The 19,583-nt window shown below is 34.1% G+C and carries 18 protein-coding genes and 2 pseudogenes; 5 read left to right on the top strand and 15 right to left on the bottom strand.

The annotated features are described in order from the left end of the window. Window positions 1-6: 6 nt before the first annotated feature. The 3 genes from MHH45_RS27350 to MHH45_RS27340 form a co-directional block, all read right to left on the bottom strand. Window positions 7-951: an ABC transporter permease gene (locus tag MHH45_RS27350; protein WP_088094281.1), complete on the bottom strand. Its 945-nt coding sequence runs from the start codon at window positions 949-951 to the stop codon at window positions 7-9. Continuing rightward, window positions 944-1,855 (bottom strand): ABC transporter ATP-binding protein, encoded by a 912-nt coding sequence (locus MHH45_RS27345; protein ID WP_140386081.1) that lies wholly within the window; start codon window positions 1,853-1,855, stop codon window positions 944-946. Before MHH45_RS27345 ends, MHH45_RS27350 begins: the two co-directional genes overlap by 8 nt. A gap of 93 nt (window positions 1,856-1,948) precedes the next feature. Next, window positions 1,949-2,524 (bottom strand): ABC transporter permease, encoded by a 576-nt coding sequence (locus MHH45_RS27340; RefSeq protein ID WP_016115760.1) that lies wholly within the window; start codon window positions 2,522-2,524, stop codon window positions 1,949-1,951. Window positions 2,525-2,721: 197 nt separating this feature from the next. Here MHH45_RS27340 and MHH45_RS27335 point away from each other — a divergent pair, with 197 nt between their 5' ends. Then, window positions 2,722-3,333 (top strand): hypothetical protein, encoded by a 612-nt coding sequence (locus MHH45_RS27335; protein ID WP_088094283.1) that lies wholly within the window; start codon window positions 2,722-2,724, stop codon window positions 3,331-3,333. 30 nt (window positions 3,334-3,363) lie between these two features. On the opposite strand, the gene alsR is transcribed toward MHH45_RS27335, so the two are convergent. Further along, complete coding sequence (gene alsR / locus MHH45_RS27330; RefSeq protein ID WP_088094284.1) at window positions 3,364-4,266, bottom strand: acetoin biosynthesis transcriptional regulator AlsR; 903 nt, start codon at window positions 4,264-4,266, stop codon at window positions 3,364-3,366. A 144-nt stretch (window positions 4,267-4,410) separates the two neighbouring features. Between alsR and MHH45_RS27325 the strand changes: the two genes are divergently transcribed. Together MHH45_RS27325 and MHH45_RS27320 are read left to right on the top strand one after the other, a co-directional pair. Beyond that, entirely contained in the window at window positions 4,411-4,776 is a 366-nt protein-coding gene (locus MHH45_RS27325; RefSeq protein WP_016115763.1) for a CidA/LrgA family holin-like protein, read from the top strand. Then, entirely contained in the window at window positions 4,773-5,450 is a 678-nt protein-coding gene (locus MHH45_RS27320; protein ID WP_016131828.1) for an LrgB family protein, read from the top strand. The genes MHH45_RS27325 and MHH45_RS27320 overlap by 4 nt, the downstream gene beginning before the upstream one ends. 145 nt (window positions 5,451-5,595) lie before the next feature. Here the strand turns inward: MHH45_RS27320 and MHH45_RS27315 are convergent, their stop codons facing one another. From MHH45_RS27315 to MHH45_RS27305, 3 genes and pseudogenes are all read right to left on the bottom strand, one after another. After that, entirely contained in the window at window positions 5,596-7,236 is a 1,641-nt protein-coding gene (locus tag MHH45_RS27315) for a M20/M25/M40 family metallo-hydrolase (protein WP_088094285.1), read from the bottom strand. A gap of 80 nt (window positions 7,237-7,316) precedes the next feature. Continuing rightward, complete coding sequence (locus tag MHH45_RS27310; protein ID WP_088094286.1) at window positions 7,317-8,063, bottom strand: IclR family transcriptional regulator; 747 nt, start codon at window positions 8,061-8,063, stop codon at window positions 7,317-7,319. A 179-nt stretch (window positions 8,064-8,242) separates the two neighbouring features. Further along, window positions 8,243-8,388, bottom strand: a pseudogene (locus MHH45_RS27305) (NUDIX hydrolase); the annotation flags it as partial. 142 nt (window positions 8,389-8,530) lie between these two features. Between MHH45_RS27305 and MHH45_RS27300 the strand changes: the two are divergent. Then, window positions 8,531-8,731, top strand: a complete 201-nt coding sequence (locus MHH45_RS27300; protein WP_016115767.1) for a DUF3903 domain-containing protein — start codon at window positions 8,531-8,533, stop codon at window positions 8,729-8,731. Window positions 8,732-9,038: 307 nt separating this feature from the next. On the opposite strand, the gene MHH45_RS27295 is transcribed toward MHH45_RS27300, so the two are convergent. The 6 genes from MHH45_RS27295 to MHH45_RS27270 form a co-directional block, all read right to left on the bottom strand. Continuing rightward, window positions 9,039-9,629 carry a DUF2238 domain-containing protein gene (locus tag MHH45_RS27295; protein ID WP_016115768.1) on the bottom strand — a complete coding sequence of 197 codons (591 nt, stop codon included), beginning with the start codon at window positions 9,627-9,629 and terminating at the stop codon, window positions 9,039-9,041. 26 nt (window positions 9,630-9,655) lie between these two features. Continuing rightward, window positions 9,656-10,393 (bottom strand): sulfite exporter TauE/SafE family protein, encoded by a 738-nt coding sequence (locus tag MHH45_RS27290; RefSeq protein WP_255851297.1) that lies wholly within the window; start codon window positions 10,391-10,393, stop codon window positions 9,656-9,658. A gap of 131 nt (window positions 10,394-10,524) precedes the next feature. Then, the gene (locus MHH45_RS27285) at window positions 10,525-10,671 is read right to left on the bottom strand and encodes a BC1881 family protein (RefSeq protein WP_003199195.1); all 147 of its coding nucleotides are present in this window, start codon (window positions 10,669-10,671) and stop codon (window positions 10,525-10,527) included. 584 nt (window positions 10,672-11,255) lie between these two features. Further along, on the bottom strand, window positions 11,256-11,819 hold the full coding sequence (locus tag MHH45_RS27280) for a hypothetical protein (protein ID WP_016131833.1): 564 nt from the start codon (window positions 11,817-11,819) through the stop codon (window positions 11,256-11,258). A 30-nt stretch (window positions 11,820-11,849) separates the two neighbouring features. After that, the gene (locus MHH45_RS27275; protein ID WP_016131834.1) at window positions 11,850-12,893 is read right to left on the bottom strand and encodes a nuclease-related domain-containing protein; all 1,044 of its coding nucleotides are present in this window, start codon (window positions 12,891-12,893) and stop codon (window positions 11,850-11,852) included. A 1,020-nt stretch (window positions 12,894-13,913) separates the two neighbouring features. After that, on the bottom strand, window positions 13,914-15,515 hold the full coding sequence (locus MHH45_RS27270) for an esterase/lipase family protein (RefSeq protein ID WP_016131835.1): 1,602 nt from the start codon (window positions 15,513-15,515) through the stop codon (window positions 13,914-13,916). Window positions 15,516-15,807: 292 nt separating this feature from the next. Between MHH45_RS27270 and MHH45_RS28165 the strand changes: the two are divergent. After that, window positions 15,808-15,948: pseudogene (locus MHH45_RS28165) on the top strand (YxiF family protein); the annotation flags it as partial. A gap of 70 nt (window positions 15,949-16,018) precedes the next feature. On the opposite strand, the gene MHH45_RS27265 reads toward MHH45_RS28165, so the two are convergent. Both MHH45_RS27265 and MHH45_RS27260 read right to left on the bottom strand, forming a co-directional pair. After that, window positions 16,019-17,782 (bottom strand): ABC transporter ATP-binding protein, encoded by a 1,764-nt coding sequence (locus MHH45_RS27265; RefSeq protein WP_088094287.1) that lies wholly within the window; start codon window positions 17,780-17,782, stop codon window positions 16,019-16,021. Beyond that, complete coding sequence (locus tag MHH45_RS27260; protein WP_016131837.1) at window positions 17,782-19,533, bottom strand: ABC transporter transmembrane domain-containing protein; 1,752 nt, start codon at window positions 19,531-19,533, stop codon at window positions 17,782-17,784. The genes MHH45_RS27265 and MHH45_RS27260 overlap by 1 nt, the downstream gene beginning before the upstream one ends. Window positions 19,534-19,583 lie beyond the last annotated feature (50 nt).

Genomic DNA, 19,583 nt, shown 5'->3' with positions numbered 1-19,583 from the left:
CTATTATTATGTTAAATCGCGCTTTGAAAATACAGTATAGGAAATACCTAGGAAAACAAGTAAATAAATCATCAGAATACAAGAGGCAAATGGGAATGTTATCCCTGAAACTAAGCTTCCATGTTGTAATATTCCATATAAATCTGTATTTGCCGGTAATAAAAATTTCATCCATTCATATCTAGATGCTGGCATTAAAATGATTCCACCAGATAATGCCACAAATAAAGAAATACCTATTGCACCCCCACTTGATCTTGTTAGAACAGAAATCATAAAAGCAAGCGCTGCATACACAAGAGTTGGTAGCCATTCTAATATATAATACTGGCTCACATCACCAAAGATATTCCGCTCAATAATACTACCATTTTGTACAATAAATTCCGTCCATGCTGGCTGTTGAAACTTATAAATAACAAACCCACATAACAGTGAGAAAAGCATATTAAATATAAATAGTAATCCAGAAAAAATAACAATCGCAACATATTTCGCTGTTAAAATTTTAAATCGATTCGCCGGGCGAATCATTAAGAATTTATAAGTTCCCCAGTTGTACTCATTTGCAAAAATTGTACTAGCATATACAAGAATAAATGGTAATAAAATCGGAAAAACAATTAATCCGGTATCTCTCATAAAAGTTAGAGGTGAACCATCTGCAGGTGGTGTATTCGTATCTAAATGCTTCATTTTAAGCTGATACTCTTTAACAAGCTCATCTCCTGATTTTTGATTGATAATATCCTGTTTTGTACTCCCAAGTTTTTTTTCAATTTCTGCCGTTCGCTCCGTATACTCTGTTTTCCAATCTCCTGATAAAGACGGAAAGTATTTAACAGAAACCAATCCTAAACCAATAACTAAAATTGCAATAACAACAAACGGTATCATTGTTCGCTTTCGCTTAAAAATTTTATACAGTTCGTTATAAACTAAATTAAACAATATCCTTGCCTCCTGTTAATTCTAAAAACTTCTCTTCTAATGTTTTTCTTTCTTCATACACACGATAAATACGAATGCCTTTTTCTGTTAATGTACGAATCACATTGGGAATTTCTTCATTTTCCACAGTAAGAATCAGTTCATTATCTTGAATTAAGACATCATACGTTAAAAGATCCGCTGCCTGCTTCATATCATCAACACGTATATGAATCGTCTCCATTTCCAAACTTTCAGCTTGTTTAATATTTTGTGTTGCCACATATTTTCCATGTTGAATAATAATGACCCGATCACACATTAATTCAACTTCAGATAATAAATGACTCGATACAAGAACTGCCTTTCCTTGTTCATGTGCAATTTTCTTTATGTACATTCGCATTTCATGAATACCGTTTGGATCTAACCCATTTGTTGGTTCATCTAAAATAAGTACATCCGGGTTATGTATAAGTGCTTGTGCAATTCCTAAGCGTTGCCTCATACCAAGTGAATAGGCTTTTACTTTTCGGTCAATAACCTGTCCCATACCTAGTAATTGTACAACTTCATCAATGCGATCTTCTGTAACATTACCATTCATACGACCAAAATATGCCAAGTTTTCATAACCACTTAAAAAAGGATAGAATTCTGGATTCTCGATTACAGCACCAATTTTTGCAGCTGTACTTTCAAATTTCTGTTTTACAGATTGACCATCTATCCAGACTTCACCTTCCGTCATGCGAATCATACCAACCATCATTCGCATTAATGTTGTTTTCCCAGCACCGTTTGGTCCTAATAAACCAACAACTTCGCCTTTCTTTACTTCAAAACTTATATTTTCTACTAATGTCTTTGATCCGATTCGCTTTGTTAATTGTTCTACTCGCACTATAGATTGTTCATTTACCATTCTATACAACCTTTCTGACCAACTCTTTTTTCACTTCCTTCCACTGTATCATGAATATTTTTCACTGTAAAACGAAGGAAAAGGCACGATGCCTCATGCCTTTTCCTCAACTTTATATAATTGTTCACGTTTAAATTCTTGAATAAACTTATAACATTGCCATATTGATAATAAGATGATTATAACGACCAACATTGTTGTTATCGATAATGCGTATAACGTAATCGGTACGCTATTTATTCCATGAACTCCTATTAACTTTATAAAAATTACTGTAAATAATTTCAAAAACAGCATCCCATGAATAAAACCAAAAAGAATCGCTCCTCCGTAAATCAAAAACTGCTCCTGACATAACAAACAAAAAATTTTTCTTTTTTTCATACCGGCAGTTTCATACAACAGTAATTCTTGTTTCCTATTTTTTAAGAATCTTTTTGTCATTTGGTATGTGACAGCAGTGCATACAAAAAACAACAGTACTTCCCCATAATATAGCGTAGCTAACAAAAACGGTATATGCTGTGTTTTTTCTATTACCGCTTCATTAGATTGGATAGATATAATAAAAAAATATAGCATTGTACTCATTGCAATCCATATAAATTGCTTTAATCGTTGGACAGCATAGTTTTGTATATTTTTCTTTGCTAACCGAAATAAAGACATAATTGATTCCCCTACCTTACTTCTTAACGTCCAGTATTCCATACTACTAGTGTATAAAAATATGACTTTTTTAACATCGAACTATAATCGGAGTCTCTACTAGGTCTTAAGTCGCAGAAAAATGACTTTATGTCTAAGGTTATACTGAAACAGGAAGATTCCTATAAAAATCTAATATATTAATATAGGGGGATTAAATGAAAAAAACACTACTTCTCAGCATCATTTTATTGATTACTTCTCTTAGTAGTTGCGGCGTCCAACAAAATGTAAACTCGTACACAACTGTAAAACCATATAATTTATCAAAAAAAGAAACTTCGCTTTTGCAATTATTACCCTTACAACAAGGACATGTCTCTTTTTATGAAGTTACCATTCCTCATAAACAAGCTGAAATATTTACAAATATTGAATATTACCAGAATGGAGAAAAGGTAAAAGATATGGGTGGGTTTTCTTCTTCCGACTTTAAAGATAAAAAAATAAGATTATCCGTTGGTCAGCAAACATTCCAACATGCAAACAACGAAACTTGGCAATGGTTTATGGGAATTGATGGTGGTTCAATGACCGCTTCCGAAAACAGCTTACCTGATATTAACGGGTCTACATTCGAAGAGATTAACAGCTCCCAAAAAATAAAATATAACAAAAAAACAGTTCTTGCTGCTTGGGTAAAAACAAACACAAACCATATATCCGCACTTTCTATAAAAAATGAAGAATCCCGCCAACGATTAATTCAAGAAAATGAACATGTCTACTTATTCAGTATTGAAATAAGAAGGGGAGATACATCACAATAGCATCTCCTCTTTTATCACATTTGTGTCACCTTACTTATCATTTTCAACTTCAATTCGTTTTTTTTCTCTCGCAATTTTTAAAAACTCTAACAGCTCAGGACTGCTATTTGTTTTCCGATACGCCACTGACATTTCAGCTACAAATTTAGAATCAAATATTGCCTTGTACACCACTTCTGTTTTATATAACTTATTTGCCGATACCGGAATAACGGTTATACCAATTCCTGCCGCTACAAGCCCCATAACAGTTTGATACTCTGTTGCCTCTTGCACAATGTGTGGACTGAATCCAGCATTCCTACATAACGATAAAATTGTATCATATAACGCAGGCCAAACCGGTCTTGTTATAAATACAAATGGTTCATCTTGCAAATCTTCAATGTGAATTTCTTCTTTCTCTGCTAGTGGATGCGCTTTTGGTAAACATAGTGTACACGAAAGCTTTTGAATTGGTTCTAATTCTAGCAATTGCGTATTAATTGGTGGACGTAAAAATCCAACATCAATTCGATTATCATGAAGCGCATGAACTTGATCCGGTGTCGATAATTCATGCAGTGCAACAGATACTCTTGGAAACTTCTTTCGATACTCCCTAACAATAGACGGTAAAATATCATATATCGCTGCCCCTACAAATCCAATTGAAAGTGATCCAACTTCTCCCCTTTGTGCACTTTGCGCGACTTCTACTGCCTTCTCAATTTGATCAAATGCTTTTTTCACTTCTTTTAAAAACCTCTCTCCTGCTTCTGTCATCTCAACTTTCCGCTTCGTTCTTGAAAATAACATAACTCCCATTTCTTTCTCTAATTGCTGAATTTGTTGACTGAGTGGTGGCTGTGTCATTTGTAAACGAGCAGCTGCTCGCCCAAAATGTAGCTCTTCTGCTACAACAACAAAATATTGCAAATGCCGTAATTCCATTTGAGATCCTCTTTTCGATTAATATGTATAATAAATTAATAACATATAATTTATATATTAGACAAACATTTTGAAAGGACGTATAGTAGAAATTGTTAATTCTTTTTACAATTTTTATGAAAAAAGCGAAAGAGGTGTTACTGTATGAAATGGTGGAAATTAAGCGGACAAATCTTACTATTATTTTGTTTCGCTTGGACAGGTGAATGGATCGCAAAGCAGGCACACCTCCCAATTCCAGGAAGTATTATCGGAATTTTTTTATTATTAATTTCATTAAAATTTAACTTGGTGAAAAAAGAGTGGATTCAAGACGGAGCGGATTTTTTATTAAAAGAACTTATTTTATTTTTTATTCCTTCTGCCGTCGCTGTTATCCGCTACAAAGATACATTATCACAATATGGTATCGATCTCATTTTGATTATCATGATTAGTACCCTTTGTGTAACACTCGTCACTGGAATCTTAACAGAACTGCTATTAAAGCGGAAAGGATCAACACAATGATCGGCTTTTTTTGTTTACTATTAACACTATTAACATATTGGATTTCTAAGAAACTATATCAGCGCTGGAATTGGAGTATACTTTCACCACTTCTCGTTTGTCCAATTGTTTTAATCGTGTTATTACTTGGACTAGATACATCTTATGAAACATACGATTCTGGTGGCCATTGGTTAACTGAACTATTAAAACCAGCAACCGTAGCTTTTGCATGGCCCATCTATAAATACTTTGATTTATTAAAAAAACATGCGAGTGCAATTTTAATTAACGTCATTGTCGGTTCATTTTTATCTGTTATTACTTCAGCTCTTCTAGCAGATGCTTTTCACATTGATTCATCACTAGAACATAGCTTAGCACCGCACATTGTCACAACACCAATTGCAATGGCAATCTCAGAAATGATTGGTGGTATGTCACAATTAACAGCAGTATTCGTTGTACTTACAGCATTAACTGGAGCACTCTTAGGCCCTTTTCTTATTCGCATATGCCGTATTAAAACAGCCATCGCGAAAGGTATTATGCTAGGTACTAGCGCAAACGGAACTGGTACTTCAAAAGCATTTGAAATCGGGCCAGTTGAAGGTACAATTGCAAGTTTATCCATGCTTCTAACAGCTGGTGCAAGTCTAGTCATTGTGCCACTTTTCTTATCCTGGTTACATTAAACAACACTATACTCTTATTTTATTTATCCCCATCAATCGAGCTTTGGATAAAAACAAATCATTACAAGAAAAAGAATAGGAACTGTAGTATATCGCTACAATTTCTATCCTTTTCTTCATTCCCTTCTTTCCTATACAAACATAACTATGACTGTGTAATTTTATTAGGAACAAGTAATTTTTCAATACATATAGGCAACATATCTAATAGCGTTTCAAATGCGTAATTTATGTCCAGGCGTTCTGTCCATTGATGTGCATCTTTTCCGACTGGTCCCATATTTAATACCGGAACATCAAACTCTTCTAATTCCTGAAGTGGAATCGAATAACCTTTATTCCATAATGGCATATTGTCTACAAGTGAACTCATTGAATCAACTGGGTACTGTAAACCCACATAACTCAAATCTGAAATTCCTCCAAAATAATTTTGATTTTCAAATGTAATTCTATGATTGTAGTGAGCATATCTTTCCATTTCCCCAACTACCTCTTTAATTAAAGGATTGTGACGTGAACTTACAGCTGGATAGTACGGCGGGGCAAAGAAAAGTACAATCATTGGTGCCTTTTCTTTACATAAAATAGCTAATTTATCAACTAAATCAATTGTTACCGCTCGATCATCTTTATCTTCTCTATGTTTTATAACAGTAGATTGAATATCATCTATTTTTTCTTGCCCATGTTGCTCAATTGCATAAGCGATAAGCTCTTCATACGTTAATACATTCACTTTGAGATTAGGCGGTATAAATGGATTATACTTAGAAAAACGATATGCTTGCTTCTCATACGACTCTTCGATTTTCTCTGCTACTTTCGTTACCTTTTGATGTAACAACGAAATTACATCTGTCATCGTTTTTTCTAGTAAAAATAAATTAAATAATGTGACTGCACGATGAGGAATTTGTACAGAATAATCCTCCTTTAGGTCTCTTTGAAACAAGTTAGTTGGTGGGGGGCTCGCTTCCCCTTCTACAATATCACAAAGTTCCGTATTCAATTCTAATTCAGCTGTTAATAATGAAGCCATATAATTCGCATTTAATCCCGCAAAAGGTTCACCTACATGTGTTTCTTTTCCATAACAAAGAAAACCAGGTAACACTTTCCCAATAGAACCAGTGTAAATATACTTATTTTGATCACCAGGATGTCGCGTAAACATAGGCTCTGAATTTAGGACTGTTTTATATTCTAAGTTATGTTCTTTTGCTAAATCTAATAATCTTGGAACAGCAGCTCTCATCCCTACAGAGTTCACTTCTTCATCTGGAACAGCTAATAAAAGGACATTCCCATCAAATCTTCCTTCACAGGCTTGCTCAATCATCGCCATTTGTAAAGCTAGACCGCATTTCATATCCATTGTTCCTCTACCAAATAGCCAATCCCCTTGTTCTATATCTTCACGTACAGGATTCGGTAGCTCATCTTTATGAGAATAAAACATAGATGTTAATTTTTTAGGGTTAAATGCATCTGCCTTCCACACTCCGTAATCTTGTACATCTACAACATCAAAGTGACTAACAAGAATTACTGTATTTTTTGTACTATCATTTTTCTTTACTAGAGCCGTAACGAAATATCGTCCATCCCCCGTTGGATTTTTTTGCACATGATTGGGATTTTGTTTGAAATAATCTAGATCCGTTAGTTGGCCAACAACAAAATCTGGCAATATAATCTCAGCTTCCGAACCAGTAATACTAGGAATTTCAACAAGATCGCTTAATAATTGAACCAATTGTTCTTTTGATTGCCATTTTGACATATAAATCCCCCTATTTTTCCACATAATGAAATTCATTTCCGTTATATGAATAAAAAAATAACGACAGGCTATCAAAATTATTATTCCGATGTTCTGCCGATTTTTATTGATATTTCATTAGCCGCTTCTTTTACCTTACTAATAAGAAAAGATAGTCGATCATCGTTAATGCAATGACTAATTAATCCAATGCTTAGTGCTCCTACTACTTTATGATTAAATCCTATAATAGGTGCAGCTACTGAAGCTGTTCCTTCTGTTTTCTCACCATAACTCACAGCATATCCTTCATTTCTTATCATTGCGAGTTGATCAAAAAGCATTTGCTTTTGTTCTGGTAAAGAAGAAAGTAACTGTTCTACAATGTGTTCCATTTCATTTGTTTTCATATTGGCAAGCATCGTTTTATTTGCAGCGCCAATCGAAAAAGGAATCTGTTCCCCTAAGTTATCGATAACTCGAATTTTTAAAGGGCTATCAATTCTTTCAATAATTATAGAATGTGTTCCATTTGGAATGTTCATGTAGATACTTTCTTCAACTTCAGAAGCCAAACGCTTCATCACTTCTCTTGCAACGGATCTGTAATCTACCTTCTCTAATTGACGTAATCCTATTTCCATCCACATCGGTCCAGTCGTATACTGTTTTGTTTCTGAAATTTGAGTAACTAATCTATGCTCCATTAGAGAGTTAAGTAACCTATGTACTGTACTAACTGGTAGATGTGTTCTATCAGCTATATCAGAAATAGCCCAATATTCTTTGTCATTTATAGAATTCAATAACTTAATAATACTTATTGCTCGATCAATGGATTGTACCATAACTCGCCTCAACTTTACTTGTAATATGTTAGTAACCTTAATTAACTATCAATTTAACAAAAATTCAAACTGAAATCAATTAAATTATTGAATTTTCCGAAAATAAAAAAACATACTATCAGAAGGTTGCAAACGCAAACAAAAAAATATTGACTTTTCTTTTAAATTATCTGAAAATCACAACAATATTCCGATGTTTCTCCTTCTTCTTGTCCACCACTTGGTACTGACCACCTTTTCGGTTCCTCTTTCTTCCCCTGTAATACCATCAAAATTTCATTTTTTCATTCACACATATAGCTGCTGTTCCAATCCATCTTTTCATGTGTCTCTCCTCCCATACCTAATATTCTTTCTTATCCTGTTCTTCTCCTTGAAAATAGAGGAAAATGCTGAATTTGTAACGAAGGGTTATATCAACTTCAGAGACAACTCATTCCTAGAAATTCAAGCGGAAGGATGAGAGTATGATTTCTAAATATGTTGTGGAGTGTGTCTTTTGTGAAGAAAACCGAAAATCTCGGCAAGCAACTGTCACCGTGTCTGCCACTTCTCATACACTTGCCATTCAAAAAGTAAGAGATGAATGCAAACGCCGCTTTGGAAAAACACTGCTATTACAAACCGAAATTACAGAAGAATTATTTTTACACAAAAAAGAAAGCTGACCATACATTGGTCAGCTTTCTTCATCCGATCATATTTTCACATGAAGATTAGGGGCATCCTCTTTAAGGATCGGGATTTCCCCATTATGTACGTTCCATAATGGGCATCGAACAATATATTTCTATACAATCAAACATTGAATAGAATAGAATAGGGCAAAACTTGTTCGCATTTTTAGAAAAGGGATAGGGATATAATACTAGTAATGCGTCGAATACTCGAACGCTATACTCATCATATTATAGTAAATCCTTTTATATGGGAAATATGAATTACTTACATAATTCATACGTAAAACATATTAATCTATCTTATATTTTCAACATTACGAAATAATAGCATTGCCAACATCGCCCCAATTAATGCAAGTGTCATATCCCACTGCGTGTCCCAAACATCTCCTTGTGTTCCAAGGAATGCTTCTGCTCCTGTCCCCGTTAATTTTGCAACTGCAAACTCTAACAACTCATATAATGCACTAAATGCTAAACAAACTGATATTACAAGTAGTTCTAGCCATCCTTTTTTTTGAATCTCAACTACCTTTATAAGTACTTCTCTTGTTAATAATGCTGGAACAAATCCTTGCATAAAATGCCCAACACGATCATAGTAATTTCTTTCTAAATCATAAGCATCGCGTAGCCAATTGAATAATGGTACTTCTGCATATGTATAATGGCCCCCAATGAGCAATATCAACATATGAATCCAAATCCATACGTATGTGAACGTTGTAAATCGAAAACGTCGATATGTAATCATTAAAATGAGTACTAAAATAGCTGCAGGTGCGACCTCTAAAAACCATGTAAAAGAATCTTTTGGGTATATTCCTGATATAAGTAATGCAATCCAAAAACTTACACACAACAATTTATGAAGATGAACAGACACATCACTTCCCCCCAGTATTTTATTTCTTATTCCATTAATAACATACATCCAGCCAACACAGGTGTCATAATCATCGAAAATTTCAAAATGACACGGGGTGCATAATTTGTAAACTTCGCTCCTATATATGCTCCGAGCATTGTTCCCATTAAAACTTGTACTAATAACATGTAATCTAAATATCCTGCTGAAGTATATCCAACTCCTCCACCAATTGCAATTGGTAAAATAACAAGCATTGTAGTCCCTACTGACTGACGAATTGATAAACCTAGTAATACCATTAATCCTAGTTGAATGAAAGGTGCTGAACCAATTCCAAATGCTCCTGCTAATATCCCAGTTGCAATTCCTAACAGAGCACCTTTCCCCAGTACAGATGGAGATAACTGATCTGATAAACTAGCAGACAATTCTTTTTGATTTTGCACAAAAAACAAACGAATTAACATGCATATCGCTGATAAAAATAACATACCAGCCGTAAACCAATGAAGGAGTTGTGCAGGAATCCCAGCACCAATTTTAGATCCAACATATGATCCAAGCGCACCAAACCCTCCTACAACACAGCCAATTTTCATGACAACATTTCTTTCTCGATAATGACTTATCACTCCAGAAAGTGTTGTAAATGCCATTGCTGTTAATGATGTCGCAAGCGCTATGTGAATTGGCACATGAAATACGAGAGTGAGCACTGCAATAATAAACCCAGCTCCACCTGCTCCAACAAACCCTAATAAAATCCCCATTAGAAACATTGTAATAATAATAGCCACTTTCTTTCCCCTCCAATGGCTCAATTATCTTATATATTTCTTTTTTAGCAAATAAAAAAGCATCCACATAGGATGCTTTTCACTATTTTTCTATATTCATTATATGTACTCTGTTAATCTTGATTAATTAAAATGACTGCTGGCCCAGATACTACCACTCCAGCGACTTCAATTTTTTCAAATTCTTTAACTGTAATAGATATAACCCCTTCTCTTTCCATCAATTCCTTACTCAAGGCTTCAGTTGGTATTTTTTTCACCGTCTTACCTCCTTTTCATTCTTGTTACCTTATATCAGTAATATCTCGTCATGAATCTGGCATGTAAGATTATGAAATTGTTCCAATGCATCCATATATACACTCCCCCTGCCATTTTCATTCCTTATTCCATAAAGAATATACGATTCCTTTTTGTAGCATATTGAAAAAAAAATAAAAAAGCATCCTGTACGGATGCTTTCATCATTTTGATTCACGTGAAAATTTTGTATACACACCAATACCTGCAAGCAATACCCCTAGCCCCGCAAACATTGTACCTAGGCCTAAAAAGAATGAACCGAGTGTTTGTAAATCTTCCATATGCATATCCCTTTTTCTTATTATCTTTATATTAAATAAATTAATTTTATATCATTTCCTATTTTAATTCCATTTATTTTTATAAAATTCTAACTTTTTAACATCCCTCTGACTAATAAACTTCTAGATTACAAAACTAGTTTAAAGTAGAATGAAATTTTCCCAATTCACATAGACAAGAAATCCCATTTTTCACTTTTTTACATTCATTAACAAAAAAACAGAAGACCATAACTCATAATGATCTTCTGCTTTTCATTTCAATCTTTATATAACCTATACTCTACCACCTTATCATCATTATCAAATTGAAGAATGAGCCATTCACTATCTATAGAAATAGACCCTCTTTCATCTCCAAGGTAATAAACAGTTTGATTCATTTCCTCAAAACGCCTTGTCTCAGTTGGTTTTCCTAACAATTGTACAATCTCTTTCTTAGGTTTTCCCACTAGTTTATGTTTCGTTAGAAGATCATCTATCATATATACTCGTTTCCATTCATCTTTTAGCCATCTATCTGTTTGAAACTTTGAATTATACCCATTTACACCTAGTTGTACGATACAAATACTGAATAATACCGCTCCCACAATTGTAATACTTTTAAATATTCCCTTATTATTACCACCAGAAAAGTGAAAAACGATCCACTGAAGAGCCAGTAAAAGAATAAACGGAATTGATACCACTAAAATACTCACAGTATTATAAGACGAATGAGTCATGCCAATGATGAATATGAAAGCGATACATATAAACAAATATAAAAAAACATAAACATACAATGTTGCCCGCAATAAAAAATCTCTATACGCTCCCAATGAAAAATCACCTTTATCACATCAGATTTTTTACAACTTCACTTCTCCCATACATTCAATCATTTCTTTTATCCCTTGTAATTCTTGCACTGTATATAGTACTTTCCCTTCCAATCTTTCCTTTCTAAAATACGTAACAAGTTGCTCTCTATCCTTCAACCTCGGAAGTACTTCATTGGAAAGATCGATCATTTCATTTCCACTTCCATTTGTCTCATTACCGAAATATACAGTGGGCTTAACTTCTTCTTTTAGAGCTTGCGAATGAACCTCTTTCAAGTAATCATATACAATTGTTGAAAGATGTTTTGCTTTATAAACAGGGTTTCCTACGTTTTCTACCATTAGAGTCATTGAATCTCCCTTTTTCATAAAAACAAATGTCTCTTCCTTCTCATATTCATTTTGATACTTACCAATCTCATCAATCATAAATGAATATACCCCTGCATTTTCTTTCGTCAATCCGTGTATCATTCTTCCTTGCCATTCTGTTGTCTCAATTACATATATTCCGGTTGTCGATAACAATATATGATCAACTCGAGTATTCCCCATTTTATTTTCTCTTCTACTATGTACTTTGGGAAGAAATACATTTGGAATAATATGTAGTTCGTCTTCAGTTATGATTCCTTCCTGAACAAATCCCCGTTTCATATAATGTAATATTTCATGCGTATTCATTTCTTCACCATTTCTAGAATACGCTCTTAATTCTGTAATTAGATCTTGTAACATATGTACCTCATTACTGTGTTTCTGTTGCATTTCACTACGCTCTTTACTATGCTGCATCGCTAATTGATTCTTCATCACTCTCATGTTTTCTACTTCTCTAGCTGCACTCTCTTTTAAATTATTGTACTTTTTACGCTCTATGTTTTTTAATGTCTCCTGCTTTTCTTCATAATCCGCTACAGCTGCAGCCATCTCACTTTGATAGTTTTCTATTGACTTTGTCTTTTCAAATTCCACTTGTTGGTTTTCTGATTCTAACTGTTTATTCTTATAAAACAGTACAAATACTCCAGCTAATAAAGCTAAAATTACACATATAAGTACATATTCCATCTTTTTTCTCCTTTATGGCTTAGTAAAATATTACCTAAACTTTTAAAATCAATTTTATTCTATTATACTACGTATTAAAATAACTCTCTGTAAAATTTGGATATACTTTGTACACTTTATTCACTATATAAAATGAAGGTAACTTGAAATCTAGAAATATACGCCCCCACTGATTATTCCCCCTCACCAATCGGACTTTTATGGGCAGTTAATCTCTCTCCTAACTTCTTTGCTTTCGCTGAATTTTGAGGTAGGAGTCTTACTGCCCGTTAATGCGGGATAAACTACATTTAAAAACTTCATCTATCCCAATACACTCAAATATTCCTTCGATAGGAAAGTGAACAAGTTATCCTTCATCTGATTCATGACAGGAGGAAAATATATGAAATATTTAGCATATACAGAAAAATTGATGGACTAGTTGAAGAAGAAATCACATTAAATATTAACGGCATAATAGTTACAGGCTTTTCTACTATTTGTCCATATAAAATTGAAGAAGGAAAAAGTTATCCAATCATTCTAGACATTACAGTTCTTGATGACATTGTAATACATGAAGGGAGACGAGGAGTTAAGAACTTAAGAGGAATCAACCATTTTTTTCAAATATCGTATAAGAGGAATTTTGAATCAGGATTTTATCGATGTGGAAATACTTATCACAGATAGCAATGGGTATCTCTCGGAATATAGCAAATGGTTTAACAAATATGTTGAAATTGAAGTTGATAGAATACATATTGAATTTTTAAAAGTAGAGTGAAAATATCGATAATCAGATATGATAGTATAAAAAAGCCTTCAGGAAAACCTTGTTCTCGCAGTTTTTCCTGAAGACCTCTTGTATTTTGAAGTAAATATATATTTTAATTTATAATTCTTTGCCTTACTACATTTAGACCTGATTATTTACTATAATCCATTTTCTTTCCATATTTCTATATCTTTTTGAAAAGAATATACTCAATAATTGAATCATAAAATAAGCTTTAAACTGTAATGCCTCCATACTTTTTATTTTTCAATATACACCGAACGTACAATCGTACGAGTATAAGCTTTACCTTCTGAGTTAATACCCTTAATATCAATCGTCACATTATATACATCTGACTTTTTAATATGATTCAAAAGGCCTGTGAATGCAGCCTCATCTAACCTTTGCAGCTGATTCGATTGCGATACTAAATTCCCTTCTCGATCAACAACTCGGACAGTGAAAGAAAGATCCTCTTGTTTTCCTAGTTCTTTAGTAGATTGTTTCAATTGAAATTCAACTTTATCAGCTTTGATTTTCCCTGGCATTTTCAAAGTAAACGGTGCTTTTTGCTTATAATCACTAACAATCATATAAGCATCTTTTGCATGTGCTGTCATTAGTTTAACATGCCATTCCCCTATTTCCATTCGATTTATTTTAAATGTCCGAATAGACGCACCCTTAAAGTAGGAAGTTTCATCTCCTATCGTGACCTTACTATCTTCGTTTGTATATACTTTTCCCGACGGAGAAATAAGTTGTATTTTCACTTCTGAAGATGCTGTTAACACCGAGACAACGCCCTCTGTTTTTGTATCTACAGCAAACGTTTGATCAATCCATTTATTCTGTATTAGTTCTCCACCTAAAACGGTTTGATTAGAAGTAGTATTTAAATCATTAACAAATTCTCTATCATTATTATTTAAAGTATCAGGAACGAACGTGGCGGTAGAAGTACGTAAATACGGTTCAATTCGAGAAAACACCGCCGAACCTTTTCGTATATCATCATGATCAAATCTAGAATCGGTAAATAAGTGTGTTCCATAAGGTAATTTTGTACTCCATTCATTCACTAATCCATCATTGGAGCCATACGCGGAAAGATATAGCCCACCTAAAGATAGAGCAGAGAAAGCCGGTCCCCAACTTGTACCTGCAACTGTATAGTAACGATTTAATTTAACATTTGGATTGCTATCTATTACGGAACGAAATTGTGCCATTTCACCTGTTTGTAAAGAATAAGTGCCATCGTCTCTTTGTCCGAGTAATGAAGCCAGCCAACCAGCCCACCAACTATACGATAAGTCTGCTAAATTTGATCCATAATGCGGCGAAGCCAGTGTAATGACTTTTCCTACAAAACGATTCGCACCATATTGAATGAGTGCTGCTTGAGTGTCAATTCCACCTTTACTATGAGCCACAATATTCACTTTTTTACCAAAATGATTATAAATCTCTTCTAGCTTTGCAGCCAACAGTTTACCATTATCCCACTGACTTGCAGATCCCTTTCCAGCTGCATCGTATAGTTGAACAAACACAGTTTGATACCCTGCACGATAAGCATAATCATACATATCATTTGTATCATGATAAACTGTTTTTCCATACCAACTATCCGCACTTCCATTTCTCCCTTGTACAAAAACAATAGGGGACCTATTTTCATCATAATTTAAAGGCTTCTCACCTAAAAACCAATCTCCCGGAGTAAATGTTTCTTTTGGTGGAAGTGCTTCTCTGTAAGTTGATACAACATTCGCCTCAGCAGTTGTAATAGCAAAAGTAGTAACGAGTAAAATAAATGCAGTAATCAACACCATACATCTTTTAAATGCTCGCATAATAACCCCTCCTTTTTTTAGAAAGATGATGCAAAGTTTATAGATTACTATGCTGTTGCAATACAATAACTGCTATTATTTCCAAATCTCATTTTCTTCTAAAGTTTCTAAGAGTCATATTTATTCAATTCATAAGTATGATAGTTTGACAGCATCGTCTTATTCTTTATAAACGATATTCTTCCTATGCTCCTTAATTCCTTTCACTCATAATAAATACGAATGTTTCTCAACAAAAATCTCACACACTATATCGGTAATAATGCTGAATTAAAAAAATTCACTAGAAAATGAACGATTTAATAACTTAGAAGAAATATCAATAATTTCAACGTTCTTAAATGGTGCTGAAGATTTTGTTTTAGTTGGTGATGATTTAGAATTTGGTGTATGTATCGAAAGAACAGAGTATCACTACGAATTCAGTATGTAAGGCGTAACAGAAATTACAGCAATGTGATCATTTTTAAAAGAATAAAAAAAAGGCCTTCAAAACCTTAATACTACAAGGCTTTCTGAAGGCTTCCTTTATTCTGAAGTAAATACATATTGTAATATAATCCTTGCTTACTCAGTAACTCTTGATGTGTTCCTCTTTCTATAATTTCTCCATCATGCATAACAAAGATTTGGTCAGAATCTTGAATAGTAGATAAGCGATGTGCAATCACAATTGTTGTTCTACCTTTTCGCATACGCTGCAACGCTGTTTGAATTGCCTCTTCCGTTTCTGTATCAATATTGGCCGTTGCTTCATCTAATACCAATACTTTCGGATTTGTCGCAATCGTTCTAGCAAACGCGATGAGTTGCCTTTGTCCACTTGAGAATGCCGCTCCCCTTTCTACTACTTCTGTATCATACTGTTCTGGTAACTTTTCAATAAACGTATTTGCTTGAACAAAACGTGCTGCTTCTTTTATTTCTTCATCCGTAATACTTTCATTATACATGCGAATGTTTTGTTTCACATTTCCGGCAAACAAGAAGGCATCTTGCAATACGAGCCCAATTCTCTTTCGAATTTCCTTCTCTTCAAACTTTTCTAAGTTTACACCGTCTATTAAAATATGACCCGCTTTAATATCATAAAACCGCATCAACAAGTTCATAATTGTACTTTTCCCACTTCCAGTATGTCCAACAAAAGCAACTGTTTGCCCAGGTTTTACATGAAAAGATACATTTTTTAAAACATCACGTTTTCCGTCGTATGAAAATGTAACATCTTTAAATTCAATTTCTCCTTCATGTACTTTCGGCTCTCCATTCCCTTGTTGAACAGGCGCTAAATCTTTTTCATCCATCAAATGAAAGACACGTGATGAAGAAACAAGTGCTTGTTGGAAGAAAGATAATTTCATCATCATTTCATTTACAGGTTGGAAAAAACGATGAATATAGTTAACAAAAGCATATAATACCCCAACTTCAACTGGACTATTCAAAGCGTCAATTCCAAATAATGCGAGCACCAATGCAATCGCCACAATATGAACAAAATCTGTTGCCGGTCGTAAAAACAATGCATCTAATTTTAACGTACGGCGCCCAGCACTGTAATGCTTATTATTCACTTCTTCAAATTCTTTTCGCATCCGTTTTTCTTGACGAAACACTTGCACAATGTTCATCCCTTGAATCGATTCATTAAGCTTTGCATTTAAAATACTTAATTGATTGCGAAGTTCTAAATAAAAAACAGAGCTTTTCCTGCGATACATGGTCATAATCGTCAACATAATTGGAATTAATAAAAGAGAAAACAATGCAAGTTTCACATTAAGTAAAAACATAGCCACTAAAATTCCAATTAAAAATACTACATTTTTTACAAATGTTGATAACACACTCACATAGAAATCTTTAATTGCTTCTGTATCATTTGTTATACGAGATACGAGGGTACCAATTGGTGTACGGTCAAAAAAGCTTAATGACAACCGTTGTACATGTTCATACACTTCCACTCGCATATCTTGCACAATTTTGAAAGCTATATTTTGGAAATATAATAAATTTAAATACGTAAATAAAACCTTTAATAGATGAGCAATCATATATACAACAAATAAGGTTACAAGTGCTGATTGTTCAAAGTTACGCGGAACTAAATGTTCATCAAGAAACTGTTTAATTAAAAACGGACCCATCATTTCTGTAACAGTTGCACCAACTAGAAATAGAAATGCTAGTGACAATAAGCCTTTATATGGTTTCATATAAGAAAGTAATCGCCATAAATCGCTTCTTTTTTTCTCAGCCATTATATGCCTCCCTTCTCAACTAACGCTTCTAACTGCTGGCTTTCATACATCTCTTTATACCAACCTTCTTGCCTCATTAGTTGTTCATGTGTACCACGCTCTACAATTTTCCCTTCATCAACAACAAGAATAAGATTTGCATGTTGAATAGCACTTAACCGATGTGCTGTAATAATCGTTGTTTTTTGCTCTCTTTCTCGTTTCAGCGCTGTTAAAATTGTTTCTTCTGTCTTTGCATCAACTGCTGATAAACAATCATCTAAAATTAAAATTTCAGCATTCGTTAGTAAAGCACGTGCAATAGAAATCCTTTGTTTTTGTCCACCTGATAAAGACACTCCTCGTTCCCCTACTACCGTATCGTATCCTTCTGGAAATTGAACAATATCATCATGAATACAAGCAATATCAGCAGCACATGCAATTTCTTTATATGTAGCATCAGCCTTTCCAAATGCAATATTTTCACCTATACTTGCTGAAAATAGGAAATGGTCTTGAGGAACATACGAAATAGCAGATCGAATGCCATGCAGCGTCATATCACGAATATCTTTCCCACCAACTTGCAGCGATCCATTAAAATGATCATATTCCCTGATTAAACATTTTAACAATGTCGTTTTCCCTGCACCAGTGCGGCCAACAATACCTAATGTTTCACCCTTTTTCAGTGTGAAATGAATATCTTCTAAATGGAGAGTTTCATTTTTCTTATAGGAAAATGCATCAATTGCAAACTTTATATCACCGCTTGCCTCTTTATGTACCGCCCCATCTTTGCTCACAACATCTGAAGTTTGAGATAATATTTTTTCCACACGGTCATATGAAGCACGACCACGTTCCATAATATTAAACAGCCAACCAAATGCGAGCATCGGCCAAACAAGCGTCCCTAAATATGTTGTAAATGTAATTAACTCACCAACTGTCAGTTCTCCGCGAACAACTAATAGTGATCCATAGCACACAGCGATTAAGAATGAAAAACCGACAATAAGAGAAATTGTTGGATCAAATAATGAATCGATGCGCGCAACTAACATATTTTTATGCACAACATCTTCTGACTTTTTTCGAAATGCTTGTAAATCTTCCTTTTCTTGACCAATTGAGCGAATCACCTTCATTCCACTCATACTTTCTTGTACTTTATCATTGATCTCAGAAAACGCTTGCTGTGCTTTATGAAAACGTCTGTGTAATAAAGTACCATAATAATTAGTTGAAATCGCTACAATCGGCATTGGGATTAAACTTAACAATGTTAACTTCCAACTAATCGTAAACCCCATAGCCACTAGCACGCATCCACCTACGGCTAACGAATCAACAAGCGTCAAAACGCCCGCTCCAGCTGTCTGTTGGATTGCTTGAATATCATTCGTTGCATGGGCCATTAAGTCCCCTGTACGATGTGATTGATAAAAAGATGGACTCATGTTTGTAAAATGTTCATATAATTTCTTTCGTAATTGGCGCGCGAGCTTTAAAGAAGACCCAAAAATCATAATACGCCATATGTAACGTAATATATACATTGTAATCCCGACAACTACTAAAAGAACAACCCATTGTAACAACTTTTCAGATGTTAGCGTTTGGTTATTAATTTGGTCTACAACAACTCCAATTACTTTTGGTGCAACAAGCTCAAGAAGTGCTACACCAAATAACAAAATAATTCCCGTTATGTACGCCCGTTTTTCTTGTTTAAAAAACCACGCTAAATTAAAAAATATCTTCATTATATCCCCCTCCCTTGAAATGAGCGATGTTTTCAGTTTATCAAAAATAC

Source organism: Bacillus sp. FSL K6-0042 (assembly GCF_038006685.1).
GTDB lineage: Bacteria > Bacillota > Bacilli > Bacillales > Bacillaceae_G > Bacillus_A > Bacillus_A pseudomycoides.
The sequence above is the reverse complement of the archived record's forward strand: the minus strand, read 5'-3'. Positions and strand labels throughout refer to the sequence as shown.